17 protein-coding genes and 1 pseudogene are annotated in these 20,221 nt (G+C 71.8%); 3 read left to right on the plus strand and 15 right to left on the minus strand.

The features are described 5' to 3' along the window. The first annotated feature begins 56 nt into the window (after positions 1 to 56). Both AB0I32_RS13910 and AB0I32_RS13915 read left to right on the plus strand, forming a co-directional pair. On the plus strand, positions 57 to 773 hold the full coding sequence (locus AB0I32_RS13910; RefSeq protein WP_357506851.1) for an alpha/beta hydrolase: 717 nt from the start codon (positions 57 to 59) through the stop codon (positions 771 to 773). Between the two features lie 61 nt (positions 774 to 834). Further along, entirely contained in the window at positions 835 to 1,794 is a 960-nt protein-coding gene (locus tag AB0I32_RS13915) for an alpha/beta hydrolase (RefSeq protein WP_357506853.1), read from the plus strand. A gap of 70 nt (positions 1,795 to 1,864) precedes the next feature. On the opposite strand, the gene AB0I32_RS13920 is transcribed toward AB0I32_RS13915, so the two are convergent. The 13 genes from AB0I32_RS13920 to AB0I32_RS13980 form a co-directional block, all read right to left on the minus strand. Next, the gene (locus AB0I32_RS13920; protein WP_357506855.1) at positions 1,865 to 2,815 is read right to left on the minus strand and encodes a 3-hydroxyacyl-CoA dehydrogenase family protein; all 951 of its coding nucleotides are present in this window, start codon (positions 2,813 to 2,815) and stop codon (positions 1,865 to 1,867) included. Continuing rightward, positions 2,812 to 3,279: a ribose-5-phosphate isomerase gene (locus AB0I32_RS13925; RefSeq protein WP_357506857.1), complete on the minus strand. Its 468-nt coding sequence runs from the start codon at positions 3,277 to 3,279 to the stop codon at positions 2,812 to 2,814. The genes AB0I32_RS13920 and AB0I32_RS13925 overlap by 4 nt, the downstream gene beginning before the upstream one ends. After that, positions 3,276 to 5,054, minus strand: a complete 1,779-nt coding sequence (locus tag AB0I32_RS13930; protein ID WP_357506859.1) for a dihydroxyacetone kinase family protein — start codon at positions 5,052 to 5,054, stop codon at positions 3,276 to 3,278. The genes AB0I32_RS13925 and AB0I32_RS13930 overlap by 4 nt, the downstream gene beginning before the upstream one ends. Beyond that, a complete protein-coding gene (locus tag AB0I32_RS13935) occupies positions 5,051 to 6,043 on the minus strand; it encodes a sugar phosphate isomerase/epimerase family protein (RefSeq protein WP_357506886.1) in 993 nt (330 codons plus the stop codon). Before AB0I32_RS13935 ends, AB0I32_RS13930 begins: the two co-directional genes overlap by 4 nt. Before the next feature lie 132 nt (positions 6,044 to 6,175). Then, the gene (locus tag AB0I32_RS13940; RefSeq protein WP_357506861.1) at positions 6,176 to 7,243 is read right to left on the minus strand and encodes a substrate-binding domain-containing protein; all 1,068 of its coding nucleotides are present in this window, start codon (positions 7,241 to 7,243) and stop codon (positions 6,176 to 6,178) included. Between the two features lie 128 nt (positions 7,244 to 7,371). Continuing rightward, the gene (locus tag AB0I32_RS13945; RefSeq protein WP_357506863.1) at positions 7,372 to 8,166 is read right to left on the minus strand and encodes an SDR family oxidoreductase; all 795 of its coding nucleotides are present in this window, start codon (positions 8,164 to 8,166) and stop codon (positions 7,372 to 7,374) included. Positions 8,167 to 8,444: 278 nt separating this feature from the next. Continuing rightward, positions 8,445 to 10,262: a sigma-70 family RNA polymerase sigma factor gene (locus tag AB0I32_RS13950; RefSeq protein WP_357506865.1), complete on the minus strand. Its 1,818-nt coding sequence runs from the start codon at positions 10,260 to 10,262 to the stop codon at positions 8,445 to 8,447. A gap of 118 nt (positions 10,263 to 10,380) precedes the next feature. Further along, on the minus strand, positions 10,381 to 10,899 hold the full coding sequence (locus tag AB0I32_RS13955; protein WP_357506867.1) for a DinB family protein: 519 nt from the start codon (positions 10,897 to 10,899) through the stop codon (positions 10,381 to 10,383). Between the two features lie 74 nt (positions 10,900 to 10,973). Next, complete coding sequence (locus AB0I32_RS13960) at positions 10,974 to 12,830, minus strand: PhoX family phosphatase (protein ID WP_357506869.1); 1,857 nt, start codon at positions 12,828 to 12,830, stop codon at positions 10,974 to 10,976. A 123-nt stretch (positions 12,831 to 12,953) separates the two neighbouring features. After that, a complete protein-coding gene (locus tag AB0I32_RS13965) occupies positions 12,954 to 13,358 on the minus strand; it encodes a VOC family protein (protein ID WP_357506871.1) in 405 nt (134 codons plus the stop codon). A gap of 74 nt (positions 13,359 to 13,432) precedes the next feature. Beyond that, on the minus strand, positions 13,433 to 14,275 hold the full coding sequence (locus AB0I32_RS13970; protein ID WP_357506873.1) for a helix-turn-helix transcriptional regulator: 843 nt from the start codon (positions 14,273 to 14,275) through the stop codon (positions 13,433 to 13,435). A gap of 23 nt (positions 14,276 to 14,298) precedes the next feature. Next, the gene (locus AB0I32_RS13975) at positions 14,299 to 15,336 is read right to left on the minus strand and encodes an L-idonate 5-dehydrogenase (protein WP_357506875.1); all 1,038 of its coding nucleotides are present in this window, start codon (positions 15,334 to 15,336) and stop codon (positions 14,299 to 14,301) included. Then, positions 15,333 to 16,748: an MFS transporter gene (locus AB0I32_RS13980; protein WP_357506877.1), complete on the minus strand. Its 1,416-nt coding sequence runs from the start codon at positions 16,746 to 16,748 to the stop codon at positions 15,333 to 15,335. Before AB0I32_RS13980 ends, AB0I32_RS13975 begins: the two co-directional genes overlap by 4 nt. Before the next feature lie 183 nt (positions 16,749 to 16,931). Between AB0I32_RS13980 and AB0I32_RS13985 the strand changes: the two genes are divergently transcribed. Further along, positions 16,932 to 17,642, plus strand: coding sequence for a GntR family transcriptional regulator (locus AB0I32_RS13985; protein ID WP_357506879.1), 711 nt, complete (start codon positions 16,932 to 16,934; stop codon positions 17,640 to 17,642). A gap of 213 nt (positions 17,643 to 17,855) precedes the next feature. Here the strand turns inward: AB0I32_RS13985 and AB0I32_RS13990 are convergent, their stop codons facing one another. Both AB0I32_RS13990 and AB0I32_RS13995 read right to left on the minus strand, forming a co-directional pair. Next, a complete protein-coding gene (locus AB0I32_RS13990) occupies positions 17,856 to 19,766 on the minus strand; it encodes a DUF222 domain-containing protein (RefSeq protein WP_357506881.1) in 1,911 nt (636 codons plus the stop codon). Positions 19,767 to 20,047: 281 nt separating this feature from the next. Further along, a pseudogene (locus AB0I32_RS13995) lies at positions 20,048 to 20,221 on the minus strand (ABC transporter permease); the annotation flags it as partial.

The following is a 20,221-nucleotide window of genomic DNA, read 5'->3' on the forward strand; positions in this document are numbered from 1 at the left end:
GAAGTGTCTCATCGTGACGGCCGTCGACCGGCGGTCGTCCCGCGGAAAGGAACCACATGCCATCCACCCCCACCATCGTCCTGGTGCACGGCGCCTTCGCCGACGCCGGGAGCTGGGCCCCCGTCACGCGTGCGCTCCTCGACCAGGGGTTCCGCGTCGTCGTCCCGCCGGTGCTGAACCGTTCGCTGACCGGCGACGCCGCGTACGTGCGGTCCGTCGTCGAGTCGATCGACGGGCCGGTGCTGCTCGCGGGGCACTCCTACGGCGGTGCCGTGATCACGGTCGCCGGCGTGGCGGAGAACGTCGTCGGCCTGGTCTTCGTCGCGGGTTACGCGCTCGCCGAGGGGGAGAGCCTGGGTGCGCTGCAGGGCGGCTTCCCGGACTCCGACCTCGCCGCCCACCTCGTCTACACGCCGTACCCGGTCGACGGCGGGGAGCCGGGTACCGACGTGTCCGTCGAGGTCGACGCGTTCCCCGCGGTGTTCGCGGCGGGCGTGCCCGCCGAGGTCGCCTCGGTGCTCGCCGTCTCGCAGCGACCGCTGTCGGCAGTGGCCTTCGGTGAGGAGGCGCCGGTCGCCGCGTGGCGGACCAAGCCGTCCTGGGGCATCGTCTCCGCCGCCGACCACACGATCAACCCCGACGTGGAGCGCTTCGGCTATCAGCGCGCCGGTGTGCGCGAGAGCGTCGAGCTCGACGCGCCGCACCTGGTGATGCTGACCCACCCCGCCGAGGTCGCCGACCTCATCGCGCGGGCCGCGGGCCAGACCGCGTGACCCGGGCCGTCCCCCTCCCCAGCCCGAGCCTCAGCCCCAGCCCCAGATCGAAGGACGCATCATGACCGCCAACCCGCACGGCATCGCCCTGGAGCCCGCCGCCCAGGCGTTCGCCGAGGCCACCGACAACCCGCCGTACCTGTACGAGCTGACGCCCGAGGAGGGCCGCAAGGCCGTCGATGACGTGCAGTCGAGCGAGATCGCCAAGCCCGAGGTCGACGACGTGTGGATCACCGTCGACGGCGGCCCCACCGGATCCGTACCCGTGCGGATCGTCAAGCCGGCCGGGGCCCAGGGACCGCTACCCGTTGTGCTCTACGTGCACGGCGCCGGCTGGGTCTTCGGCGACGCGCACACGCACGACCGGCTGGTGCGCGACCTGGCGATCGGCGCGGACGCCGCCGTCGTCTTCCCCGAGTACGACCGGTCGCCCGAGGTGCGGTACCCCGTGGCGATCGAGCAGGCGTACGCGGTGGCGCAGTGGGTGACGAAGAACGGTTCAGACCAGGGCCTGGACGGCAGCCGCCTTGCGGTGGCGGGTGACTCCGTCGGCGGCAACATGTCCGCGGCGCTGACCCTGCTCGCCAAGGAGCGCGGCGACGTCACCTTCCGGCAGCAGGTGCTCTTCTACCCGGTGACCGACGCGGCGATGGACACGGCGTCCTACCGCGAGTTCGCCACCGGCTACTTCCTCACGCTGGAGGGCATGCGCTGGTTCTGGGACCAGTACACGACCGACCCGCGGGAGCGCGAGCTCATCACGGTGTCCCCGCTGCGGGCCACCGAGGAGCAGCTCGCCGGGCTGCCGCCGGCCCTGGTGATCACCGCAGAGGCCGACGTCCTGCGCGACGAGGGCGAGGCCTACGCGGCCAAGCTCCGGCGCGCCGGGGTGGCGGTGACGAGCGCGCGGTACGGCGGCGTCATCCACGACTTCGTCATGCTGAACGCGCTGCACGGCACGCATGCGGCCCAGGCCGCGATCGCTCAGGCGACGGCGATCCTCAGGTCTGCGCTGGCCTGATTCTTTGAGTGCTGGATATCTGTTGGCCTCACCGTCTCGGACCAACAGATATCCAGCACTCAACGCCGGGTCAGTCGTCCAGGGGGGACGGGCCCAGGTCGTCCAGCAAGCCCTGCATGCGCGCGTAGGCCTTGTTGCGGTAGGCGACGAGCTCCGCCGTCCGCTCCGGGTCGATCTTCCGGAAGCCGCCGCCGCTCTTGGTGCCCAGGTGCCCCGAGTCGATCCGCTCCTGGAGGATCGGCGGCGTCGCGAACCGCTCGGGGAACGTCGTCTGCAGCGAGCGGTAGCAGAACGCGTACACGTCGAGCCCTGCCATGTCGGCGATCGCGAACGGCCCGAAGAACGGGAGCCGGAACCCGAAGGTGGTCCGGGCGATCATGTCGATGTCCTCGACCGAGGCGACGCCCTCGTCCACGAGCTTGGTCGCCTCGTGGAACAGGGCGTACTGCAGGCGGTTGAGCACGAACCCGGTGGCGTCCGTCAGCCGCGCGCTGCGCTTGCCGACCTGCGCCAGCAGGGCCTCGACGGGTTCGAGCACGGCAGGGGAGGTCCCGGCGTGCGGGATCAGCTCGACGCCGGGGATGAACGGCGCCGGGTTGCTGAAGTGCACGCCCAGGAACCGCTCGGGCGCGCTGACCTGCTCGGCGAGCTGCGTGATCGAGATGGTCGACGTGTTGCTGCCGATGATCGCCGTGGGGTTGGCCGCGCTGATCCGGGCGAGCGTCGCGTGCTTGAGCTCCAGGATCTCCGGCACCGCCTCCTCGACGAACCGGGCGCCCTCGACCGCCTCCTCGACGGACGCCGCGGCGCTCAGCCGGGCCCGGACGGTCTCCATGGCGCCCTCGGGGAACAGCCCTTCCGCCTCGAACTCCGCGGTCTCCCGCAGGATCCGCTCCAGGTTGCCGGCCGCTACCTCCGCCGACACGTCGGCGATCCGCACCTCGTTGCCCGCCAGCGCGAGCACCTGCCCGATCCCGCCCCCCATGTACCCCGACCCGACGATCGCGATGTGCTCGCTCATGCGTTCTCCTCCTCGTACGTTCCGATGGACGCCACCTTCCGGGCCGACGGCGAGGTCTCGTCGAAGTGGTAGCCGAGCCACTCGGCGACGAGCCGCTTGGCGAGCTCCAGCCCGATGACCCGCTGGCCCATGGTCAGCACCTGGGCGTTGTTGCTCAGGACGGCTCGTTCCACCGAGTAGCTGTCGTGCGCGGTGACCGCGCGGATGCCCGGCACCTTGTTCGCCGCGATGGCGACGCCGAGGCCGGTGCCGCAGAACAGCAGGGCCCGGTCGGCCTCGCCCGCGGCGACCCGGCGGGCGGCGTCGACGGCGACGTGCGGGTAGTCCGTGTGCTCCTCGCCGCTCACCCCGACGTCGGTCACCGACTCGACCCGCGGGTCGGCAAGGAGCTGCGCCTTCAGCGCGTCCTTGTACTCGAAGCCTGCGTCGTCGCTTCCGACGACGAGGCGCAACCGGTCGGTCATGAGGTTCGTCCTTCTGTCCGGGCGATGCTGGTCTGGGTATTGCTGGTCCGGGCGATGCTGGTCTGGGTGATGGCGGTCAGCACGAGCGCCAACGAGGTGGCGCCGGCGTCGGGATGGCCGAGGCTCCGTTCTGCGAGCGGCCGGGCCCGGCCGAGCGCGGGCCGCAGGGCCGACGTCGCCTCGGCCGCCGCCGTGGCGTCCGCAGCGGCAGCCGCGAGCGACTCGGCCAGCGGCCGGCCGACGGCGGCAGCGGCCTCCAGGCGTTCGACGTACGGCACCAGCGCGTCGACCATGGTCTTGTCGCCGACCTTCGCCCGGCCCAGCCGCACCACCGTGTCCAGGGCGGCGCGCGCGGCGGCCGCCACGTGCGTCGCCGTCACGTCGTCCCGGTCGAGCGCGGGCGCGAGCGATGTCAGCGCGGCACCCCACAGGGCGCCCGACGTGCCGCCGGCGATCTCGCTCCAGCCCTCGCCCGCCGTCCGCAGCGCGGCGCTCAGGCCGGAGTCCCTGGCGGCGCTCGCCGCGGCGAGCGCGGCGTCGATCCCGCGGCGCATGCCGACGCCGTGGTCGCCGTCGCCCGCTATCGCGTCGATCCGGCCCAGCTCGTCCTCGTGCTCGTGGAGGGTCGCCTGCATCGCCGCCAGCAGGACGAGCGCGCGGTCGGCCCGCGCGACCGACGCGGGCGAGGCGGTCTCGACCGGTTCGGAGACGGAAGACGCCGGGTCGGGGCGCGCGGCCGCAGGAGCGTCGTCGGACCCGCCGGGGGAGGCGTGTCGCTCGACCAGCCCCTTGCGGTACGCGGGCGTGTACGCGGGAGCCCGCCAGAGCTCCTCGAGCTCCTCGGTGAGCCAGAACAGCGTCACCGAGACCCCGGCCATGTCCAGGCTCGTCACCAGCTCGCCGCACTCCGGTTCGACGACGGTCAGGCTCGCGTGGCCGAGCCGCGCGGCCACCTGGCCGTAGAGCACGAAGAGCTCCTCGTACTTGACGGTACCCAGCCCGTTGACCAGGACGGCGACACGGTCGCCACGGTCCTCCGGCACGTCCGCCAGCAGCTCGGAGACCAGGATCTCGGCGATCTCGTCGGCCGAGCCCATCGGCACGTCCCGGATCCCGGGCTCGCCATGGATACCCAGACCCACCGACATCATGCCGTCGGGGACCGTGAACAGCGGGCCGTCGGCCCCGGGAAAGGTGCACCCGCCGAACGCCACCCCCAGGGTCCGTGTCCGATCGTTCGCCGCGATGGCGAGCCGCTCCACCTCGTCGAGCGAGTCGCCCCGCTCGGCGGCCGCGCCGGCCACCTTGAACACCACGAAGTCACCCGCGATGCCGCGCCGCTCGTCGATCCGGTCGGCCGGGGCGCTCGCGATGTCGTCGGTGCAGAGCACCGTGCGCGTGTCGATCCCCTCGGCGCGCAGCCTTTCCTGCGCCGCTCCGAAGTGCAGGACGTCCCCCGCGTAGTTGCCGTAGCTGAACAGCACGCCGCCTCCGGCGTGTGCCGCGCGGGCCACCCGGTAGGCCTGGCCCGCCGAGGGCGACGTGAAGACGTTGCCGCAGACGGCGCCCGCGGCCAGCCCGGCGCCGACCACTCCGGCGAACGCCGGGTAGTGCCCGGACCCGCCGCCCACCACGACCGCCACGTGGCCGTCCGCCAGCGGGTCGGCGCGCACCACACCGCCGTCGACCCTGCGGACCAGGTCGCCGTGCACGGCGGCGAACCCGGCCAGGGCGTCCTGGACAAAGCCCTCCGCCGTGTCGAGCACCCGCGTCATCGGGAAGCTCCGGTCAGGTCGGGCTGGCGCACCCGGCTGGTGCCGAGCGCGTAGCCGTGCCGCTTGGGCAGCACGTGCCGGCGGAGGTAGTCGCGGTTGGCCGCGCAGACGCTGAGCCCGTCACCGCCGTAGTTCTCGGTGCAGATCACGCCCTGGAACCCGTTGGCGAGCGCCGTGCGGAACGCGGCCCGGTAGTCGATCAGGCCGAACTGCATCGGGGCGGGCACGGAGAAGTAGGCGTCGCGCTCCAGGTCCTCGTCGCGCGAGTAGTTCTTGACGTGCCAGAAGTTCGTGTACGGCAGCGTCTTCTCGACCAGCTCCTGCCACGGCTCGACCGGCCGGTGCAGGCGCACCAGGTTGGCGATGTCCGGGTTGAGGCCCACCTCGGGCAGGCCGATGTCCTCGACCAGGCGGACGGCGGAGTCGGCGGTGCCAAGGAACGTGTCCTCGTACATCTCCAGGGACAGCAGCACACCCACCTCGGCGGCGTGCCGGCCCAGCTCCTGGAAGCGGGACACGGCCAGGGGCCAGTCGTCCGGGTCGTCGTGGTGCCCGGGAGCGGTCCAGAACCACAGCTGTTCCTTCTGCTGCGCGGTCAGTGCCTGGTGCAGGCCGACCGAGACCACGCCGATACCGAGCGCGGCCGCCGCGTCGATCGTGCGGTGGCTGTAGGCGAGGTTGGCTTCGCCGTCCTTCGCGTCGATCACGCTGCGGCGGATCGCCGACACCGAGGCCAGACCGAGGCCGAGCTCCCGTGCCGTGCCGGCGAGCCGGTCCAGTGCCGGTCCGTCCAGGTCGCCCGGCCGCAGCCAGGAGTCCGTGAGGTCGACGTGGTCGAACCCGGCGTCGGCGATGTCGGTCAGGACCTCGTGCCACACCGTGGGGTCGTCCTGCGCGGACCGGCCGTCTGGTGTGACGGTGGGGAACGGCAGGGTGCTGGCCGCGATCGGCCAGTCCGCCGCGAGGAGGCGCCCGTCCGACGCCTCGATGCCGCCTGGCTTCCCGGTGCCGCCGGACGCCGTCCGGTCACGCGTGGTGGTCTGTTCCGTGGTCAACTCTGACCTCCGTCCTGGGCACGCCGGTCTCCGTTGAGCCGGGCCGTGCCCTCGTTGGTGAAGTGGTTACTTTTCGGCGGGCGGGATGTCGGCGGGCGGGCTGGTGGACCCGCGGACCACCAGCTCGGTCGCGAGCTCGATGTGGCGCGAGACCGGCTCCCGTCCGGCCGCCAGGGCCAGGACGCTGTCCAGCGCGACGCGCCCCATCTCCCACAGCGGCTGCCGGACGGCGGTGAGCGGTGGTGTGGACCACGCCGCGAGGTAGGTGTCGTCGTAGCCGACGACGCTCAGGTCGCGCGGCACGTCGAGCCCGTGCTGGCGGGCCGCGGCCAGCACCCCCATGGCCTGGGTGTCGCTGGCCGCGAAGATCGCGGTCGGCCGCTGGCCGGACCGGAACCAGCGGTCGGCGACCGCGAAACCGGAGTCGTAGTCGAAGCCCGTGAACTCCACGAGCTCCTCGTCGACGGGTACGTTCGCCGAGGCGAGCGCGGCCCGGAACCCGTGGACGCGGGCGGTCGCCGCGACCGACTGCGGGCGACCGCCGAGCGCGGCGATCCGCCGGTGACCGAGGCCGAGCAGGTGCTCCGTGGCCGACATGCCGCCGGTGAAGTTCGTCGAGCCGACGCTCGGGACGTCCGGGTTCGTCAGGTCGAGCGGGTCGATGACCACGACGGGCAGGTGCGCCTTGCTCAGCCCGGAGACGTGCTCGGGGCTGAGCTCCGCCGTGAGGATGATCGCCCCGGTACGGCCGGCACCTGACAGGCGGCGTGCCCAGTCGCCCGGCGCCAGCCAGCCGGTGTCGGGCGCCGCCCGGTGGAAGCGGCTGACCACGATGTCGGCGTCGGCCGTCTCGGCGGCGTCGGTCACCCCGCGCAGCACCTCCATCGCGTACGGGGTGGTGAGCTGGTCCGCCATCACCTCGATGCTGCGCTGCGCCAGCGGTCCGCGCGTGCCGCGGCGCACGTAGCCGAGCTCCTCGATCGCTGCCTTGACCCGTGCGCGGGTCTCCACGGCAACGTCGGAGTGTCCGTTGAGCACCTTGGACACCGTCGGCATCGAGACGGCGGCGGACCCGGCGACGTCCGCGAGGGTGGGACGCTTGCCCGCAGTTCTTTCGAAATATTTCGCTGGCACGCCTTCGAATCTAGCCCAGACGCGGGCCGATGGGCAACGTTTTCGACGAAGAAAACACGGTCATTGGAGGGGCCGAGTGGCGGGGTAGCGTCAGCGAAATATTTCGACGGCCGGCTACGAGGAAGACGTCAGGGGAGGATCGAGTCCACGTATCCGCCGTCGACCCGGACGGCGGCGCCCGTCGTCGCCGAGGCGAGCGGTGAGCTGAGGTAGGCGACCATGTTCGCGATCTCCTCCGGCTCGATGAGCCGCTGGAGCAGCGACTGGGGGCGGTGCAGCCGCATGAACTCACGCTGCGCCTCGTCCCAGGGCAGGGCCGGGTCGACCAGCTCGTAGACGAACTTCTCGACCCCGCCGGTGTGCGTGGGACCGGCGATGACGGAGTTGACCGTGACGCCGGTGCCCGCGGCCTCCTTCGCGAAGCCGCGGGAGACACCCAGCAGCGCCGTCTTGGAGACGCCGTAGTGGATCATCTCGGCGGGGATGACTATTGCGGAGTCGCTCGCGATGTTGAGCACGCGCCCCCAGCCGCGCGCCGTCATGCCCGGCAGGCTGGAGCGGATCAGGCGGACGGCGGCGAGCACGTTGACGTCGAAGTACCGGCGCCACTCGTCGTCGTCGATCTCGAGCGGCGGCATGCTGCCGAAGATGCCCAGGTTGTTGACCAGGATGTCGACGTCGCCGGTGGCGGCGAGCACCTCCTCGGCTCCCGGCGCAGTGGTGACGTCGCCGGCCGCGGCGACCAGGTCACGGTCCGCGGACTCCGTCCGGAGCTCGTCGATCGTCTCCGCCACGCCCTCCGCACGCCGCCCGTTGATCGCCACCCGGGCGCCCGCGTCGGCGAGCGTGGCGGCGATCGCGCGTCCGATGCCCTGGGTCGAGCCGGTCACGAGGGCGGTCTTGCCGGTCAGATCGATGCGCATGCTGTCTCCTTGCTGTCGTGTTGCTGTCCTGCGCGTGGCTCGGTCGGTGAGGTGGACCCGTGGAGCAGGTGCCGGACCTGTTGAATTTGGTTCAGCCTCGCCCGTTCCAGTTCACCCAGGCTGAACGATTCAGCACAGCCCGCAAAACCGGTCCCCAGCCGAACATATTCCGGCCCACCCGGCACCTTTCGAAACAGTGCACCTCGCCCAGAGAGGCCGGGAGCGGACGGCTGTCGAGGCTGCCTTCGCGCCGGTCGTCGCCGTTGTGGGCCGGGTCCCTAGCCCTCCTCGGCGCGGGTCCACCGCTCCCAGAGCCACAGGATCAGGACGATCAGCAGAAAGCCGGGTATCCCGATGGCACCGAGCTTGCCGAGCCAGTTCGTCACCTCGGCCCCGATGCCGATCTCCGCGCCGCCGGCGGTAGTAGTGCCGGTGTCGTCGCCGGTGCTGTCGCCAGAGCCGTCTCGACCGCCGGTGTTCGGATCGTCGCCCGCAGGGGGCCGGCCGTCCGCGTCATCGTTGCCCGCGTCGTTGCCGCCTGTGTCGATCCTGCCCGCCTCGCTTCCGTAGGCGGATCCGGTTCCGTGGTTGCCCGATCCGCCGTTCTGCTCGTCGGACGGCTCTCCGCCGATGCCGAGCCCGGCGAGCCAGTCGGTCACCGTAGCGCCGATATCGGGGAGCGTGTCGTCGGCGGTGCCTGAACCGGTGCCGCCCTCAGCGCCGTCGCCCCCTACGCCGTCGCCCCCTGCACCGTCGCCCTCGGAGCGGTTGGTCCCGGGTGGGGAGTCCGACCCGGCTCCGTCGTCAGACGGGCTGTTCGTACCGTTCGCTGAGCCGCTGCCGCCACTGCCCGTGCCGCCGGAACCACCTGTTCCGTCCCCTGCACCGCCGCCACCGTCGCCTGGACCCGCACCTGAACCTGCGTCGCCTGTGCCGTCGACCGCGCCACCGTCGCCGGTGCTGCCCTCTGTGCCGCCACCGGTGCCGGAGTTGCCGCCGCCGCTGCTCTCGCCTTCACCGTTGCCGGGTTCGCCGCCCCCATTGGAAGCATCGCTCTCGCTGGAACCCCCACCGGCACCAGCGCCACCACCAGCACCAGCGCCATCGCCAGCGCCATCACCACCACCGGCGCCTGCACCACCACCTGCACCACCGGCGCCCTCACCCCCACCCGGGATCGGAGCAGACTCGGCCGCAGGCGGATCAGCGGCCTGGTTGGCAACGAGCGCGGCGGCGCCACCTCCGAGGGCGAGCGCCGCGAGGACACCCGCGGCGATCGCCGCCTCCTTCTTGCCGAACGGGCGTGGTGCACCCGCCCCCGCCGCCCCCGCCGCTCCGCCGGCCGCCCCGGCCGCCGCTCCGCCGACCGCAGCGCCGAGGGCTCCGGTGGCGATTGCTCCAGCGATGACGTGCTGTCCGAGGTCGCGGAGCATCCAGGACACCTCGCGGACATCGACGAACGCCCGCGTGCACTCGGCGCACCCGTCCATGTGCGCCTCGAACCGGTTGCGCCGGCGGGGGAGCAGCCGGTCCTTGAGGTAGTCGTGCATGGCGGCGCGGGTAGTCCGGCACTCGGGTTCGTTGACGCCCTGGGCGTGGGCTGCGGCGAAGGCGCCGGCGAGGCGTTCTTCGGCGCGGCGTAGCCGCATGGTCACGGCGTGGGGCCGTACGCCGAGGTTCGTGGCGATGTCGGCGACCGCGCGGTCGTGGACGTGGCGTTCCAGCAGGATCTGCCGGTCGTCGTCGGCGAGGTCGGACAGTGCGGTGCGGAGCATGGTGACGTCGGCGTGGCGTTCGGCGTCGAGCTCCGCTCCCGCGATGGGTGGTGTGAGGCGGTCGAGGGTGTCGTCCTCGACGGGGTGGGCGCGTCCGGCTTCGCGGGTCATGCTGATGGCTTCGTTGACCGCTGCGCGTCGCCAGTACGGTGCGGGGTCCTCGATGGTGGTGCCGGTGGAGACGAGGCGGACCATCTTTTCCAGGGCGCGGCTGGCGGCTTCTTCGGCGTCGATGCCGGGCACGCGCGCGGCGACCGAGCGTACGACGTTGGGCCGATGCACCACCCAGTCGTCGATCTGCAGTGCGCGCGCCGCCGTCATCTCGGATGCCCCCTTCCGATCCGCGATAATTCCACCGCGATCGGGAGGACGCACGACGAATCACATGATGTGCGTCAACGCACTGATTGGCCGGTACGCGCCGTTTCCTGCCCTCCGGTCATCCTGCGCGGCGACGCAGCATGACACCCCGGAGGAAGCCTGCCTGGCCGGCGTGCTGCATGTCGTCGTTGATCACGCTGACGAGCCGGACGCCGAGGGTGACCGGCGGGTTCCACGACTCGTCGATCACCTGATCGAGGTCGGCGTCGGACAGGGTGCCCAGGTAGCGGACGGTTCGGTCGTGGACGGCGTCGTGGTAGCTCGTGAGCAGGTCGCCGGACGGGACGCGGACGACCGAGACCTCGTCTGCGTCGTGCCCGTAGCCCGTGTCCTCGGCCGGGAACGGCAGCCCGAACCGGCGGTCCCACCCGTCGTCCGACCAGACCTGGCTGGTGCCCGCCGCGTCGGTGACGTGGTCGTCCTGGATCCTGGTCAGGTGCCAGACGAGCCACGCCACCGAGTTCGCGCCGTCGTCGACGCGGAACGCGAGCTCGTCCGCTGACAGCCCCTTGACCGCGTGGTGCACGGACTGCCGGATCCTGCCGAACGCGTCCACGAGCAGATCAGTACCCCGCATGCCGATCATCCCCTTTCGTGCCGTGGCCTCACCAGCCACGATGCCACGGCGCCGCGGGGCTCGCGCAGAGAGGGCTATGCGCCCACCACCCCGCCGTCCTCCCGGGTGATGACGATGGTGGCGGACCTGGGGCGGCCGGTGGGGCTGTAGTCGGGCCAGCTCGAGCTGGCGCGCGGGTTCTCCGGGGTGCCCGTGTCGCCGGGGTGCTGGATGTTGACGAACAGGGAGCGGCCGTCCGGGGTGGCGGTGATGCCCGTGATCTCGCAGCGCGGGGGACCGACCAGGAACCGGCGGATGTCGCCCCGGCGGGTGTCGGCCACCAGCATCTGGTTGTTCTGGTTGGCGCCGTCCACCTGCGGCTGGGTGCCGTCGGTCAGGATCCAGAGCCGGCCCACGGCGTCGAACCACAGGCCGTCGGGGGAGCCGAACGCCTGGTCCGGCGGGACCGTGGCGCCGCTGGCCTCGTCGCCGGCGAGCAGGAAGATGTCCCAGTCGAACCGCACGGCGCTCGGGTTGCCGTTCTCGTCGATCTTCATGATGTGCCCGAACCGGTTGTTCAGCCGGGGGTTCGCCGCGTCCACGGTCTCGGTGCGGGCGGTGTTGTTGGTGCAGGTGAAGTACACCGCGCCGGTGCCAGGCTGCACCGTGCACCACTCCGGCCGGTCCATCGGCGTCGCGCCGACGGCGTCGGCCGCGAGGCGCGTGTGGATCAGCACCTCGGCCTGGTCCGCGAAGCCGTCCGCCGCGGTCAGGCCGGGCTCACCGTGCACCAGGGGGAGCCACCGGCCGGAGCCGTCCTCGTCGAACCTGGCGACGTACAGCGTGCCCTCGTCGAGCGGGCTGCGCCCGGCCCGGCGCGCCTTGGCGATGGGCTCCGCGCCGACGAACTTGTAGAAGTAGTCGAACTGCGTGTCGTCGCCCATGTAGACGACGGCCTCGCCGCGGCGCCCCCGCACGACGACGGCGTTCTCGTGCTCCATGCGGCCCAGCGCCGTGCGCTTCTTCGGCGTCGACTCCGGGTCGAACGGGTCGACCTCCACCACCCAGCCGAACCGGTTGAACTCGTTCGGTTCGGTCCGCATGTCGAACCGGCTCTCGGTGGTGTGCCAGGGGTACGGGCTCTCCGAGCCGATGCCGTAGCGCTCCTCGACGGACCCGGCGGGCGGCGGCTGCTCGCCGTAGTAGAAGTACTTGTTGATCGTCTCCTCGCACGTCAGGTACGTGTCCCACGGGGTGGGGCCGCTGGCGCAGTTGTTCAGGGTGCCGAGCACCCGCACGCCTTCGGGGTCCGCGCTCGTGCGCATCAGGGAGTGCTTGGCCGCGGGACCGGTGATCTCGATCGGCGTGGTCATGGTGATCCGGCGGGCGAACCTCGACTCGGCGACCTGCCAGCCGCCGTCGCGGTCCTCCTCGACCTGGATGACCGAGACGCCGTGCGCCGCCATCGACTTGGCGGTCTTCTCGGGTGACCAGGCCGCCCGCCCGTCCGTGTGCAACAGGTTCTCGGTGGTGGCCTCGTGGTTCACGCAGAGCAGGCCGGAGCGGCGGTCCCGGAGCGGGAAGAACCACATGCCGTCGTGGTGGTCGCCCGCCTGCCGGGCCTGGTCGGCGGCAGTGTTGCTCGCGTCCTCGGCGAAGGCCGGTCCGGACGGGACGATCGGGTGGCCCCACGGGTAGAGCACCTGGTAGCGGTAGCCGGGCGGCAGCACGACGGCGTCGGCGGTGCTGGGCGCGATGGCGGGGAAGCCGAGCAGCGGCCGCCCGGCGCCGTGGCCCGTGCTCGCCGGGACGCCGGCCGCAGCGTCCGGCGCTGGCGCCCCGAAGAACGCGGCGGCAGCGGCGGCCAGGCCGCCGGCCATCGCGGTCCGGCGGGACAGGCGGAGCTCGGCGAGCTCGGAGATCGACGGCGGACGGGACATGTCGGCGTTCACGAAGGGCTCCAACCTTGGGGGCGCGGACCGCTGAGCGGCCGGGACGCGTGCCACGGTAGGTAGCCGAGATGGCCAGGTCCTCACACCCATGTGAACGACGGCGAAAGACGGCCCGAGCGCAGGTCAGGCCGGCTGGTACTGCCCGAACGTCCAGGTGTTGCCCTCGGGGTCGCGGACCGTCGCGGCCTGACCTCCGTAGGGTTCCTCGACGACGTCACGCACGACGGTCGCTCCGGCGTCCACCGCACGCCGGAGCGCGGCGGGCACGTCGTCGGTCACCAGGTAGATCGAGGCCTGTCCCGGGCGGCCCGCCAGCTCGTTGCCGGGGTCGTGCGTGCCGAACATGATGCCCCCGCCACCGGGCCAGACCAGCTCGGCGTGGGTGACCGAGCCGACCTGGCCGGGCTTGTCGTCGTCGGTCCGGTAGATCTGGTGCGTGGTGAAGCCGATCGCGAGGAGCCAGTCGGTCATCCGGTCGGCGTTCTCGAAGGACAGGGCCGGCCAGAGCCGGGTCATGGTGTCGCTCATCTCGTACTCCCTCTCGTGGGTCTCTCCTGCGTGCCCTCCGGTGTTCTCCTGCGAGGACGAGATCCAGTCTGGGATCAGGCACCGGCGCCGTCTTGTACGAATGGGAACTCGTGCCGCAGCCACCTCGAGGGCGTGACGCCGGCCAGCTCGGTCCAGTCGCGGGTCATGTGCGCCTGGTCGGTGTAGCCGGCCCGCACCGCCACGGCGGCCAGCGACGGGCGGCCGTGGCGTGCGCTGCGCTTGAGGTCGGAGCAGCTGCGCTGCAGCCGCGCCACGCGGTGATAGGTCTTCGGGGCGAGCCCGGTCTCGGCCTTGACCAGCGTGGTCAGGTGTCGCCTGCTGAGGCCGGTCTCGGCGGCGACGTCGTCGACCCGCGCGCCGCGGGTGAGCCGCGCCAGCGCGAACCCGACCTCTGGCCGGGTCGGCTCGGTGGCGTCGGGCCGTGCGACGGCGAGCAGGCCGCGCACCGTGTGCTCGATCCGCTGCCGCGGCGTCGTCGAGAGCGCCACCTGCTCGACCAGTGCCTCGAGGGAGCGGTCGACCTCGCCGAGGGCGACGATGTGTCCGGCGAGGTCGGACGCGCACGTGCCGAGCACCGCCCGGACGCCCAGCGGCGTGAGGGACACCTCGACGCCGGTCATCCGCCCGTCGTGTACTATCCGCGCGGGTCTGTCGTGCAGCCCGGAGAGCATCCCCCAGAGTGCGGGCACACCGACGGGGTCTGCGTCCTCGTCGGCTGCCCAGCCCGCACGGAGCGGACGCCCGCTCGCGAGCTGCAGGGTCAGCGCCGTCGACGGCATGCCGACGTGGGAGCCGGGCGCCCCGACCTCCACGTCGTACGCCACCACGGCGGTGACGTAGCCGCGAAGCTGCTGCGGCACGTCCGCCCGCACGTAGCTCAGCAGGGGAGAGGTCATGCCTCGACGATACGTCGGGGGGCTCAGCCGCCGGACAGCCGGATCAGCACCTTGCTGCTGCCCGGGCCGGCGGCAGCGGCCAGCGCCTCGCCCGCCTGCCCGATGCCGAAGCGGTGCGTGACCACCGCGGACACGTCGAGCCCGTCGCCCAGCGCGTCGAGGGCGTCGCCGATCTCCTCGACGAACCGGTAGGCACCGACCCACGTGATCTCGCGGGTGACGAGGTCGCCGAGGGCAGCTGGCGCAGCCGTTCCGGGCAGGTTGCCGACCTGGACGAGGGTGCCGCCGCGCGCGGTGGCCCGCAGCACCCCGCCCAGGGCTGCCGGCGCACCGGAGGCCTCGAACACGAGCTCGCAGTCCTCGGGCAGCCGGTCGCCCGAGCCGATGTCGAGGACCCGGTCGGCGCCGAGCTCCTTGGCCACGGCCAGCGACGACGCGGAGAGGTCGGCCGCGGTGACCGACGCGGCGCCCGCGTGCTTCGCGGCGGCGACGACGAGGCAGCCGATGGGGCCCGCGCCGTTGACCAGCACGTCGCGCCCGCGGACACCCGCGCCGATCTGGCCCGCGCGGTTCACCGCGTGCATCGCCACGGCCAGCGGCTCGGCGAGGGCGCCCTGCTCGGTGCTCACGCCGTCGGGCAGCCGCCGGAGCTGCTGGGCCCGGACCGCCCGCAGCTCGCTGAACCCGCCGTCGGTGTGGGGGTGGAAGGCCGCCGAACCGAAGTACCGCACCTGCGAGTGCAGGTTGGTCCGCCCTGCCAGCCGCTGCGGCAGGACCGAACCGTCGGCGGCCTGCGCCGGGTGCACGGTGACCGGCGTGCCGGGCTCCCAGCCGACGACGTCGGGCCCGCTCGTGACCACGCGGCCGGCCACCTCGTGGCCGAGGACGAGCGGGTCGCGCAGGACGGCGGTGCCGGAGGCGCCGTTCTTCCAGTAGGACACGTCCGACCCGCAGACCCCGCCCCACTCCATGGCGACGACCACCTCGCCGGGCCCGGCGACGGGGTCGGGGCGCTCCTCGACCCGCAGGTCGCCGGCGCCGTGCACGACGACCGCCCTCATACGGCGTCCTCCAGCCGGACCAGGTCGCGGCCACGGGTCTCAGGGGCGAGCCGGGCGGCGACGAGCGTGATGGTGGAGTAGACGATGAGCATCGCGGCGATCGGCCACCAGCTGCCGGTCGCCGCGGTCAGCGAGGCTGCGATGACCGGGCCGATGGCGGTGGCGAGGATGCCGCCGATCTCCTTGGAGAGGGCCAGCTGCGTGAACCGGGTCCGGGCGCCGAACAGCTCGGCCATGGTCACGCTCTCCAGTGCGAACAGGCCGAGGACGCCGAGGTTCAGGCCGGCGATCATGCCGAGCATCAGCCCCGTGGTGGTGCCGCTGGTGATCAGCAGCATCATCGGGAAGGCGAGCACGATGGTGATCAGGGACAGCGCGGTGTACATCGAGCGCCGGCCGAACCGGTCGCCGAGCATGCCGATCAGGGGCACCGTCGCGAAGCCGATGATGGAGCCCCACATGATGGCCTCGGTGGCCAGGGCGCGGTCCATCGCGAGCGTGGTGGCGACGTAGCCGACCAGGAACGTCTGCACGAGCCCGGAGTTGCCCGCCTGGCCGAACCGCAGGGCCAGCGCCAGGAAGAACGCCTTGCCCTTGCGCTGCTTGAGGGCTGCCTGGAGCACCGGCTCCGCGGTGGCGGTCCTGGCGGCGTCGGCGGAGCGCTCGTCATTGCGGGAGAGCTCGTCGCGGGAGAGTGCGACGCCGTCCACGACGTCGGCGCGGGCCTCGAAGACCGGGCTCTCCTTGACGTTGGTGCGGATCCAGACGGCGAAGATCATGAGCACGAAGCTGAGCAAGAAGGGGAGCCGCCAGCCCCAGCTGAGCAGCTGCTGCTCGCTGAGCACCGCGAGCAGCAGCGCCCACAGGGCCGACGCCGCCAGGGTGCCGGAGTTGGTGCCGAGCGAGACCAGCGAGGCGACGAGGCCGCGGCGTCGGACGGGCGCGTACTCGGCGAGCAGCACCGTGGCGCCGGCGATCTCCGCGCCCGCGCCGAAGCCCTGGACCAGGCGCAGCACGACGAGCAGGATCGGCGCCAGGATGCCGACCATCTGGTACGTGGGCAGGACGCCGATCAGGGTCGTGGACACACCCATGAGCGCGACCGTGATGAACAGGACCTTGCGGCGGCCGAGCCGGTCACCCATCCGGCCGAAGTAGATGGCGCCCGCGAGCCGCGCCACGTAGCCGACGCCGTAGGTGGCCATCGCGGCGATCAGGCCGATCGCGGGGCTGACGTCGGGGAAGAAGATCTGGTTGAACACGATCGCCGCCGCCAGCGAGTACAGCTGGAAGTCCATGAACTCCATGGCCGTGCCGAGCCAGCCGGAGACGGCGGCCTTGGTGAGGTCCTTGGTCGACCGGGTGACCTTCTTGTCCGAGGGAGTGCCCGACGGGGTACCTGGTGGGGTCATAGCTGTTTCCGCCATTGGAAAGTGTGCTCCTTGCCTTCTTTGACTTGCCTTCGTGGCTGACGTCGCTGTCTGGAATACCGGTTCACTGATGTGTGGCAGTTCTTGTATGTAAGCAGCGCCGACAAGGAGGTGTCAACTGTCCGCGGTGTGGAAGCGCGCCGCCTCTCGCCTAGACTCGCGGGCATGGGGGAAGCCTCGAACCGGTCCAACAGGCGCGTCGTCTACGAGACGCTGCGCCGCAAGGTGCTCACCCTCGAGCTGCCGCCTGGCGCCTCGCTGTCGGAGAACGAGCTCGCGGCGTCCCTCGGCGTCAGCCGGACGCCCGTGCGTGAGAGCCTGATCCTCCTCGGCGAGGAGGGCCTGGTCAGGGTGTTCCCCAAGGTCGGGTCCTTCGTGTCCCGGGTGGACGCCGAACGCGTGGCCGACGCGCAGTTCCTCCGCGAGGCGGTCGAGCTGGCCGCGTTCGACGACATCCCGGAGACCCTCGACCCGGACCTGGTCGCCGAGCTGCGCGCCAACCTCGAGCAGCAGCGGGAGGCGCGGCACGACCTCGAGAAGTTCTTCGAGCTGGACGAGGCGTTCCACCACGGGCTCCTGCGCCTCAGCGGGCACGGCAGGGCATGGTCGACGGTCGTCGCCGCCAAGGGCCACCTGGACCGCGCGCGCCGCCTCGGCCTGCAGGAGACGAACGGCATGGGCCGCTTCGTCGACGAGCACCACTCCATCCTCGACGCGGTGGTCGCCGGCGACATCTCCAGCGCCCGCGACAGCCTCCGGGGCCACCTCCGCGCTGTGTTCGACGACATCGAGAAGACCAGGCAGCGCTCACCGGAGCTCTTCGCCGCGGACGACGGGTCCGTCCCGGTGCGCCGCAGCATCGCCGTCTGGGAGTAGTTGGCGTCCGCTCGGGTTCGGCGAGGGGAGCTGCCGCGTCTGCCAGGATCCGTGCGGTTGTGCGGCATGGGTGACAGCCCGTGAGGTCGGTGCGCACGTCTTCGGTGGGTTGCGTGGCTGTCCGGCCTGTCGCCTTGCCGCCTTGCCGGCTTGCCGCCTTGCCGGCTTGCCGGCTTGCCCGAGTCTGGGCTCCTGGGCCTACGGAGTTGCCGGTCAGGCGACCTCAGCGGTCGGCGGATCTGGGGTCGGGCCCGTGCTGGACGAGTGTGGCGCTTCGATGGGTTCGGGTAGGTGGATGCGGTGCCCACGGGCGTCGGTGAACGCCCACCCGGTCTCCAGCAGGGCACCGGCAGTGGTGTCGGCCGGGGCCTTGCCGGTCCAGTGCATGGTGATGCCTTTGGTGTCGACGAGCTGGTGGTGGTACCAGCACAGCAACGCACTGTTGGTGATGGAGGTGTTTCCGCCGTGGGCCCAGTGGGTGATGGCGTGATGGACCTCGCACCGTGACGGCGGTTGGTCGCATCCGGGGTAGACGCAGTGCTGGTCTCGGGCGATGACGGCGCGTCGCATCTGCCCCGACACCGTCCGCTGTGCACGACCCACGTCCAGGACGGCTCCGTCGGGTCCGAACACGATCCGGGTGATCGCACTGTGACACGCCAGGCGGCGGACCAGGGCGCGTGGGGCGCGGCCGCCGGTCTCGGTGAACACCGGACCGCCGGGCGACAGCAGCGTGGATAGTGTCGGATCAATTGTATTCCAGCGACCCGGACCTCCACCCGGACCTCCACCCGGACTCGGACTACCGGTCGAACTACCGGTCGAACTGCCGGTCGGGCTGCCGGTCGGGCTGCCGGTCGGGCTACCGGCCGCAGGGCCTGTGTTCACCGCGCCTGCATCGGCATCCGCAGCCGAGCTGGTGCCAGCACCAGCGCCAGGGCTGGTGCCGATGCCTGCGCCCGCACCTGCACCTGTGCCTGCACCTGCACCGGTGCCTGTGCCTGGGGCCTTCGCACCAGCACCCGGCCGGTTGCCGCGGGTGGGTGTGGCCTGTCCGCAGGACAGGCACAGCCCGTCGCGGGTGCGGGTGACCTGAGCGACCAGCTCGTTCCAGGACACGGTCACGTTCAGGTGGGGTGCGATCGCTGCCCCTGGGGAGGCCTGGTTGGTGTCCAGCACCACCCGCGCCACATCCGCGAGACCCTGCGCGCGACGCTGCGTCGTCGTGCGAGTGTCTTCGGCGGACGGGGACCCCATGACGGCGTTGATCGCGGTGGTGAGCTGCAGGCCGTGCTCGTCGGTGAGGAACCCGGCCACGTGATACCCGCCGAACGTCTTGGACAGGTCCAGGAACTCGCCCTGGGCGGCCTTGTCGTCATCGAGGTCGTCGGTGTCCGGGTCGGTGAGGGTCGCGAACCGGCGCGCCACCTTGCGGAACTGGTCCGCGTTCAACACATTCGCTTCGCGGAGAACCAGGCCCTCACCCGTGACCAGAGTGCCGTCCGCGACCGCACCTTCCAGCACCTGCGTGACCAGGTCACGGGTGGCGGTGCCGTCCGGGTCCTCGGACGGGTCGGGGAAGTCGACCGGCACCGTCTGGACGAACTGTTCCGGTGTGGTGGTGTGACCCGTGCGAGTATCGATCAACCACGCCAGCGCATCGGTACGGGTCTCGCTCGTGGGTGCGACCTCGGTCATCACGCGGGCGTGGTCCACACCCAGGGTTCCCGCGACGAGACGTTCCCGGGTGACCGGGAGGGCGGTGGTGAGGCGGCGCGCGATCGTCATGTCCTTACCCGCCGTGGACGCGGAGATCCCTTCACGCAGACGCAGCCAGGTCGTGAACGTCCGGGCCGTGCCACCCGAGCGCCACGAACCCTCGTCCTCGATCCGAGGCAGCAAGGTGTAGCGCACCCCGTCCAACCGGCCGGTCAGCCGACGGATCCGGGTGTGCGCGTCGGCCAGGCGGCTGACGTTCGGTGCGTCCCAGCCGGTCAGGGTCTCGGGGTCGGTCAGGGTAGTCAGTTGCGCGGTCGCGGCCTCGATCAGGGCCAGCACGTCCTCGATCGAGGCCGCAGCGGGCAGGTCGGCGGCGGTGCCACTGTCCGTCGTCTGCTCCACCATGCCCACCCCCGCCCGTCTCGCTGCTCGCCTCTAGTTCTCACTTCCTCGGTGCGTCTATTATCTCGAACATTCGTGCGGCCTGCTGGGCGGATTTCAAATCTGTGGATAACTCTTCACGCTGCCACCGCTATGCCCGACAGCAGTTCCGCGAGCCCTCTGGGCCAAGGGCCATCGACCGATCTCCTGGATAGGCGCCCCCACGTGCCGCAACGAGAACAGTCCCCGACCGCACACCATCCGGCGTGCGGTCGGGGACCGTGGTCGAGCCCGTGTCTACGCCGTCAGGAGATCTTGCGGCGGTAGGCGGCGGTGGCGAGGACAAAAGCGACGGCGAGGATGCCGACGCACCAGCCCAGCGCGACCCAGATGTCGGTGCCGACCGGCTGCTGGGCGAGCAGGTCGCGGATCGTGTTGACGATGGACGTGACGGGCTGGTTCTCGGCGAACCAGCGCAC

The organism is Promicromonospora sp. NPDC050249, assembly GCF_040656015.1.
In the GTDB taxonomy this organism is placed as follows: domain Bacteria; phylum Actinomycetota; class Actinomycetes; order Actinomycetales; family Cellulomonadaceae; genus Promicromonospora.

What these genes read in the sequence shown, in the direction of transcription:
- AB0I32_RS13965 (WP_357506871.1), bottom strand. Translation starts at nt 13,358, where the DNA reads ATGAGCGACACCATGACCCGGCTCTGGCCGGCCCTGTCCTTCGAGAAC.
- AB0I32_RS13910 (WP_357506851.1), top strand. Translation starts at nt 57, where the DNA reads ATGCCATCCACCCCCACCATCGTCCTGGTGCACGGCGCCTTCGCCGAC.
- AB0I32_RS13980 (WP_357506877.1), bottom strand. Translation starts at nt 16,748, where the DNA reads ATGACCCCACCAGGTACCCCGTCGGGCACTCCCTCGGACAAGAAGGTC.
- AB0I32_RS13920 (WP_357506855.1), bottom strand. Translation starts at nt 2,815, where the DNA reads ATGAGCGAGCACATCGCGATCGTCGGGTCGGGGTACATGGGGGGCGGG.
- AB0I32_RS13975 (WP_357506875.1), bottom strand. Translation starts at nt 15,336, where the DNA reads ATGAGGGCGGTCGTCGTGCACGGCGCCGGCGACCTGCGGGTCGAGGAG.
- AB0I32_RS13955 (WP_357506867.1), bottom strand. Translation starts at nt 10,899, where the DNA reads ATGCGGGGTACTGATCTGCTCGTGGACGCGTTCGGCAGGATCCGGCAG.
- AB0I32_RS13970 (WP_357506873.1), bottom strand. Translation starts at nt 14,275, where the DNA reads ATGACCTCTCCCCTGCTGAGCTACGTGCGGGCGGACGTGCCGCAGCAG.
- AB0I32_RS13930 (WP_357506859.1), bottom strand. Translation starts at nt 5,054, where the DNA reads ATGACGCGGGTGCTCGACACGGCGGAGGGCTTTGTCCAGGACGCCCTG.
- AB0I32_RS13985 (WP_357506879.1), top strand. Translation starts at nt 16,932, where the DNA reads ATGGGGGAAGCCTCGAACCGGTCCAACAGGCGCGTCGTCTACGAGACG.
- AB0I32_RS13925 (WP_357506857.1), bottom strand. Translation starts at nt 3,279, where the DNA reads ATGACCGACCGGTTGCGCCTCGTCGTCGGAAGCGACGACGCAGGCTTC.
- AB0I32_RS13945 (WP_357506863.1), bottom strand. Translation starts at nt 8,166, where the DNA reads ATGCGCATCGATCTGACCGGCAAGACCGCCCTCGTGACCGGCTCGACC.
- AB0I32_RS13950 (WP_357506865.1), bottom strand. Translation starts at nt 10,262, where the DNA reads ATGACGGCGGCGCGCGCACTGCAGATCGACGACTGGGTGGTGCATCGG.
- AB0I32_RS13990 (WP_357506881.1), bottom strand. Translation starts at nt 19,766, where the DNA reads ATGGTGGAGCAGACGACGGACAGTGGCACCGCCGCCGACCTGCCCGCT.
- AB0I32_RS13915 (WP_357506853.1), top strand. Translation starts at nt 835, where the DNA reads ATGACCGCCAACCCGCACGGCATCGCCCTGGAGCCCGCCGCCCAGGCG.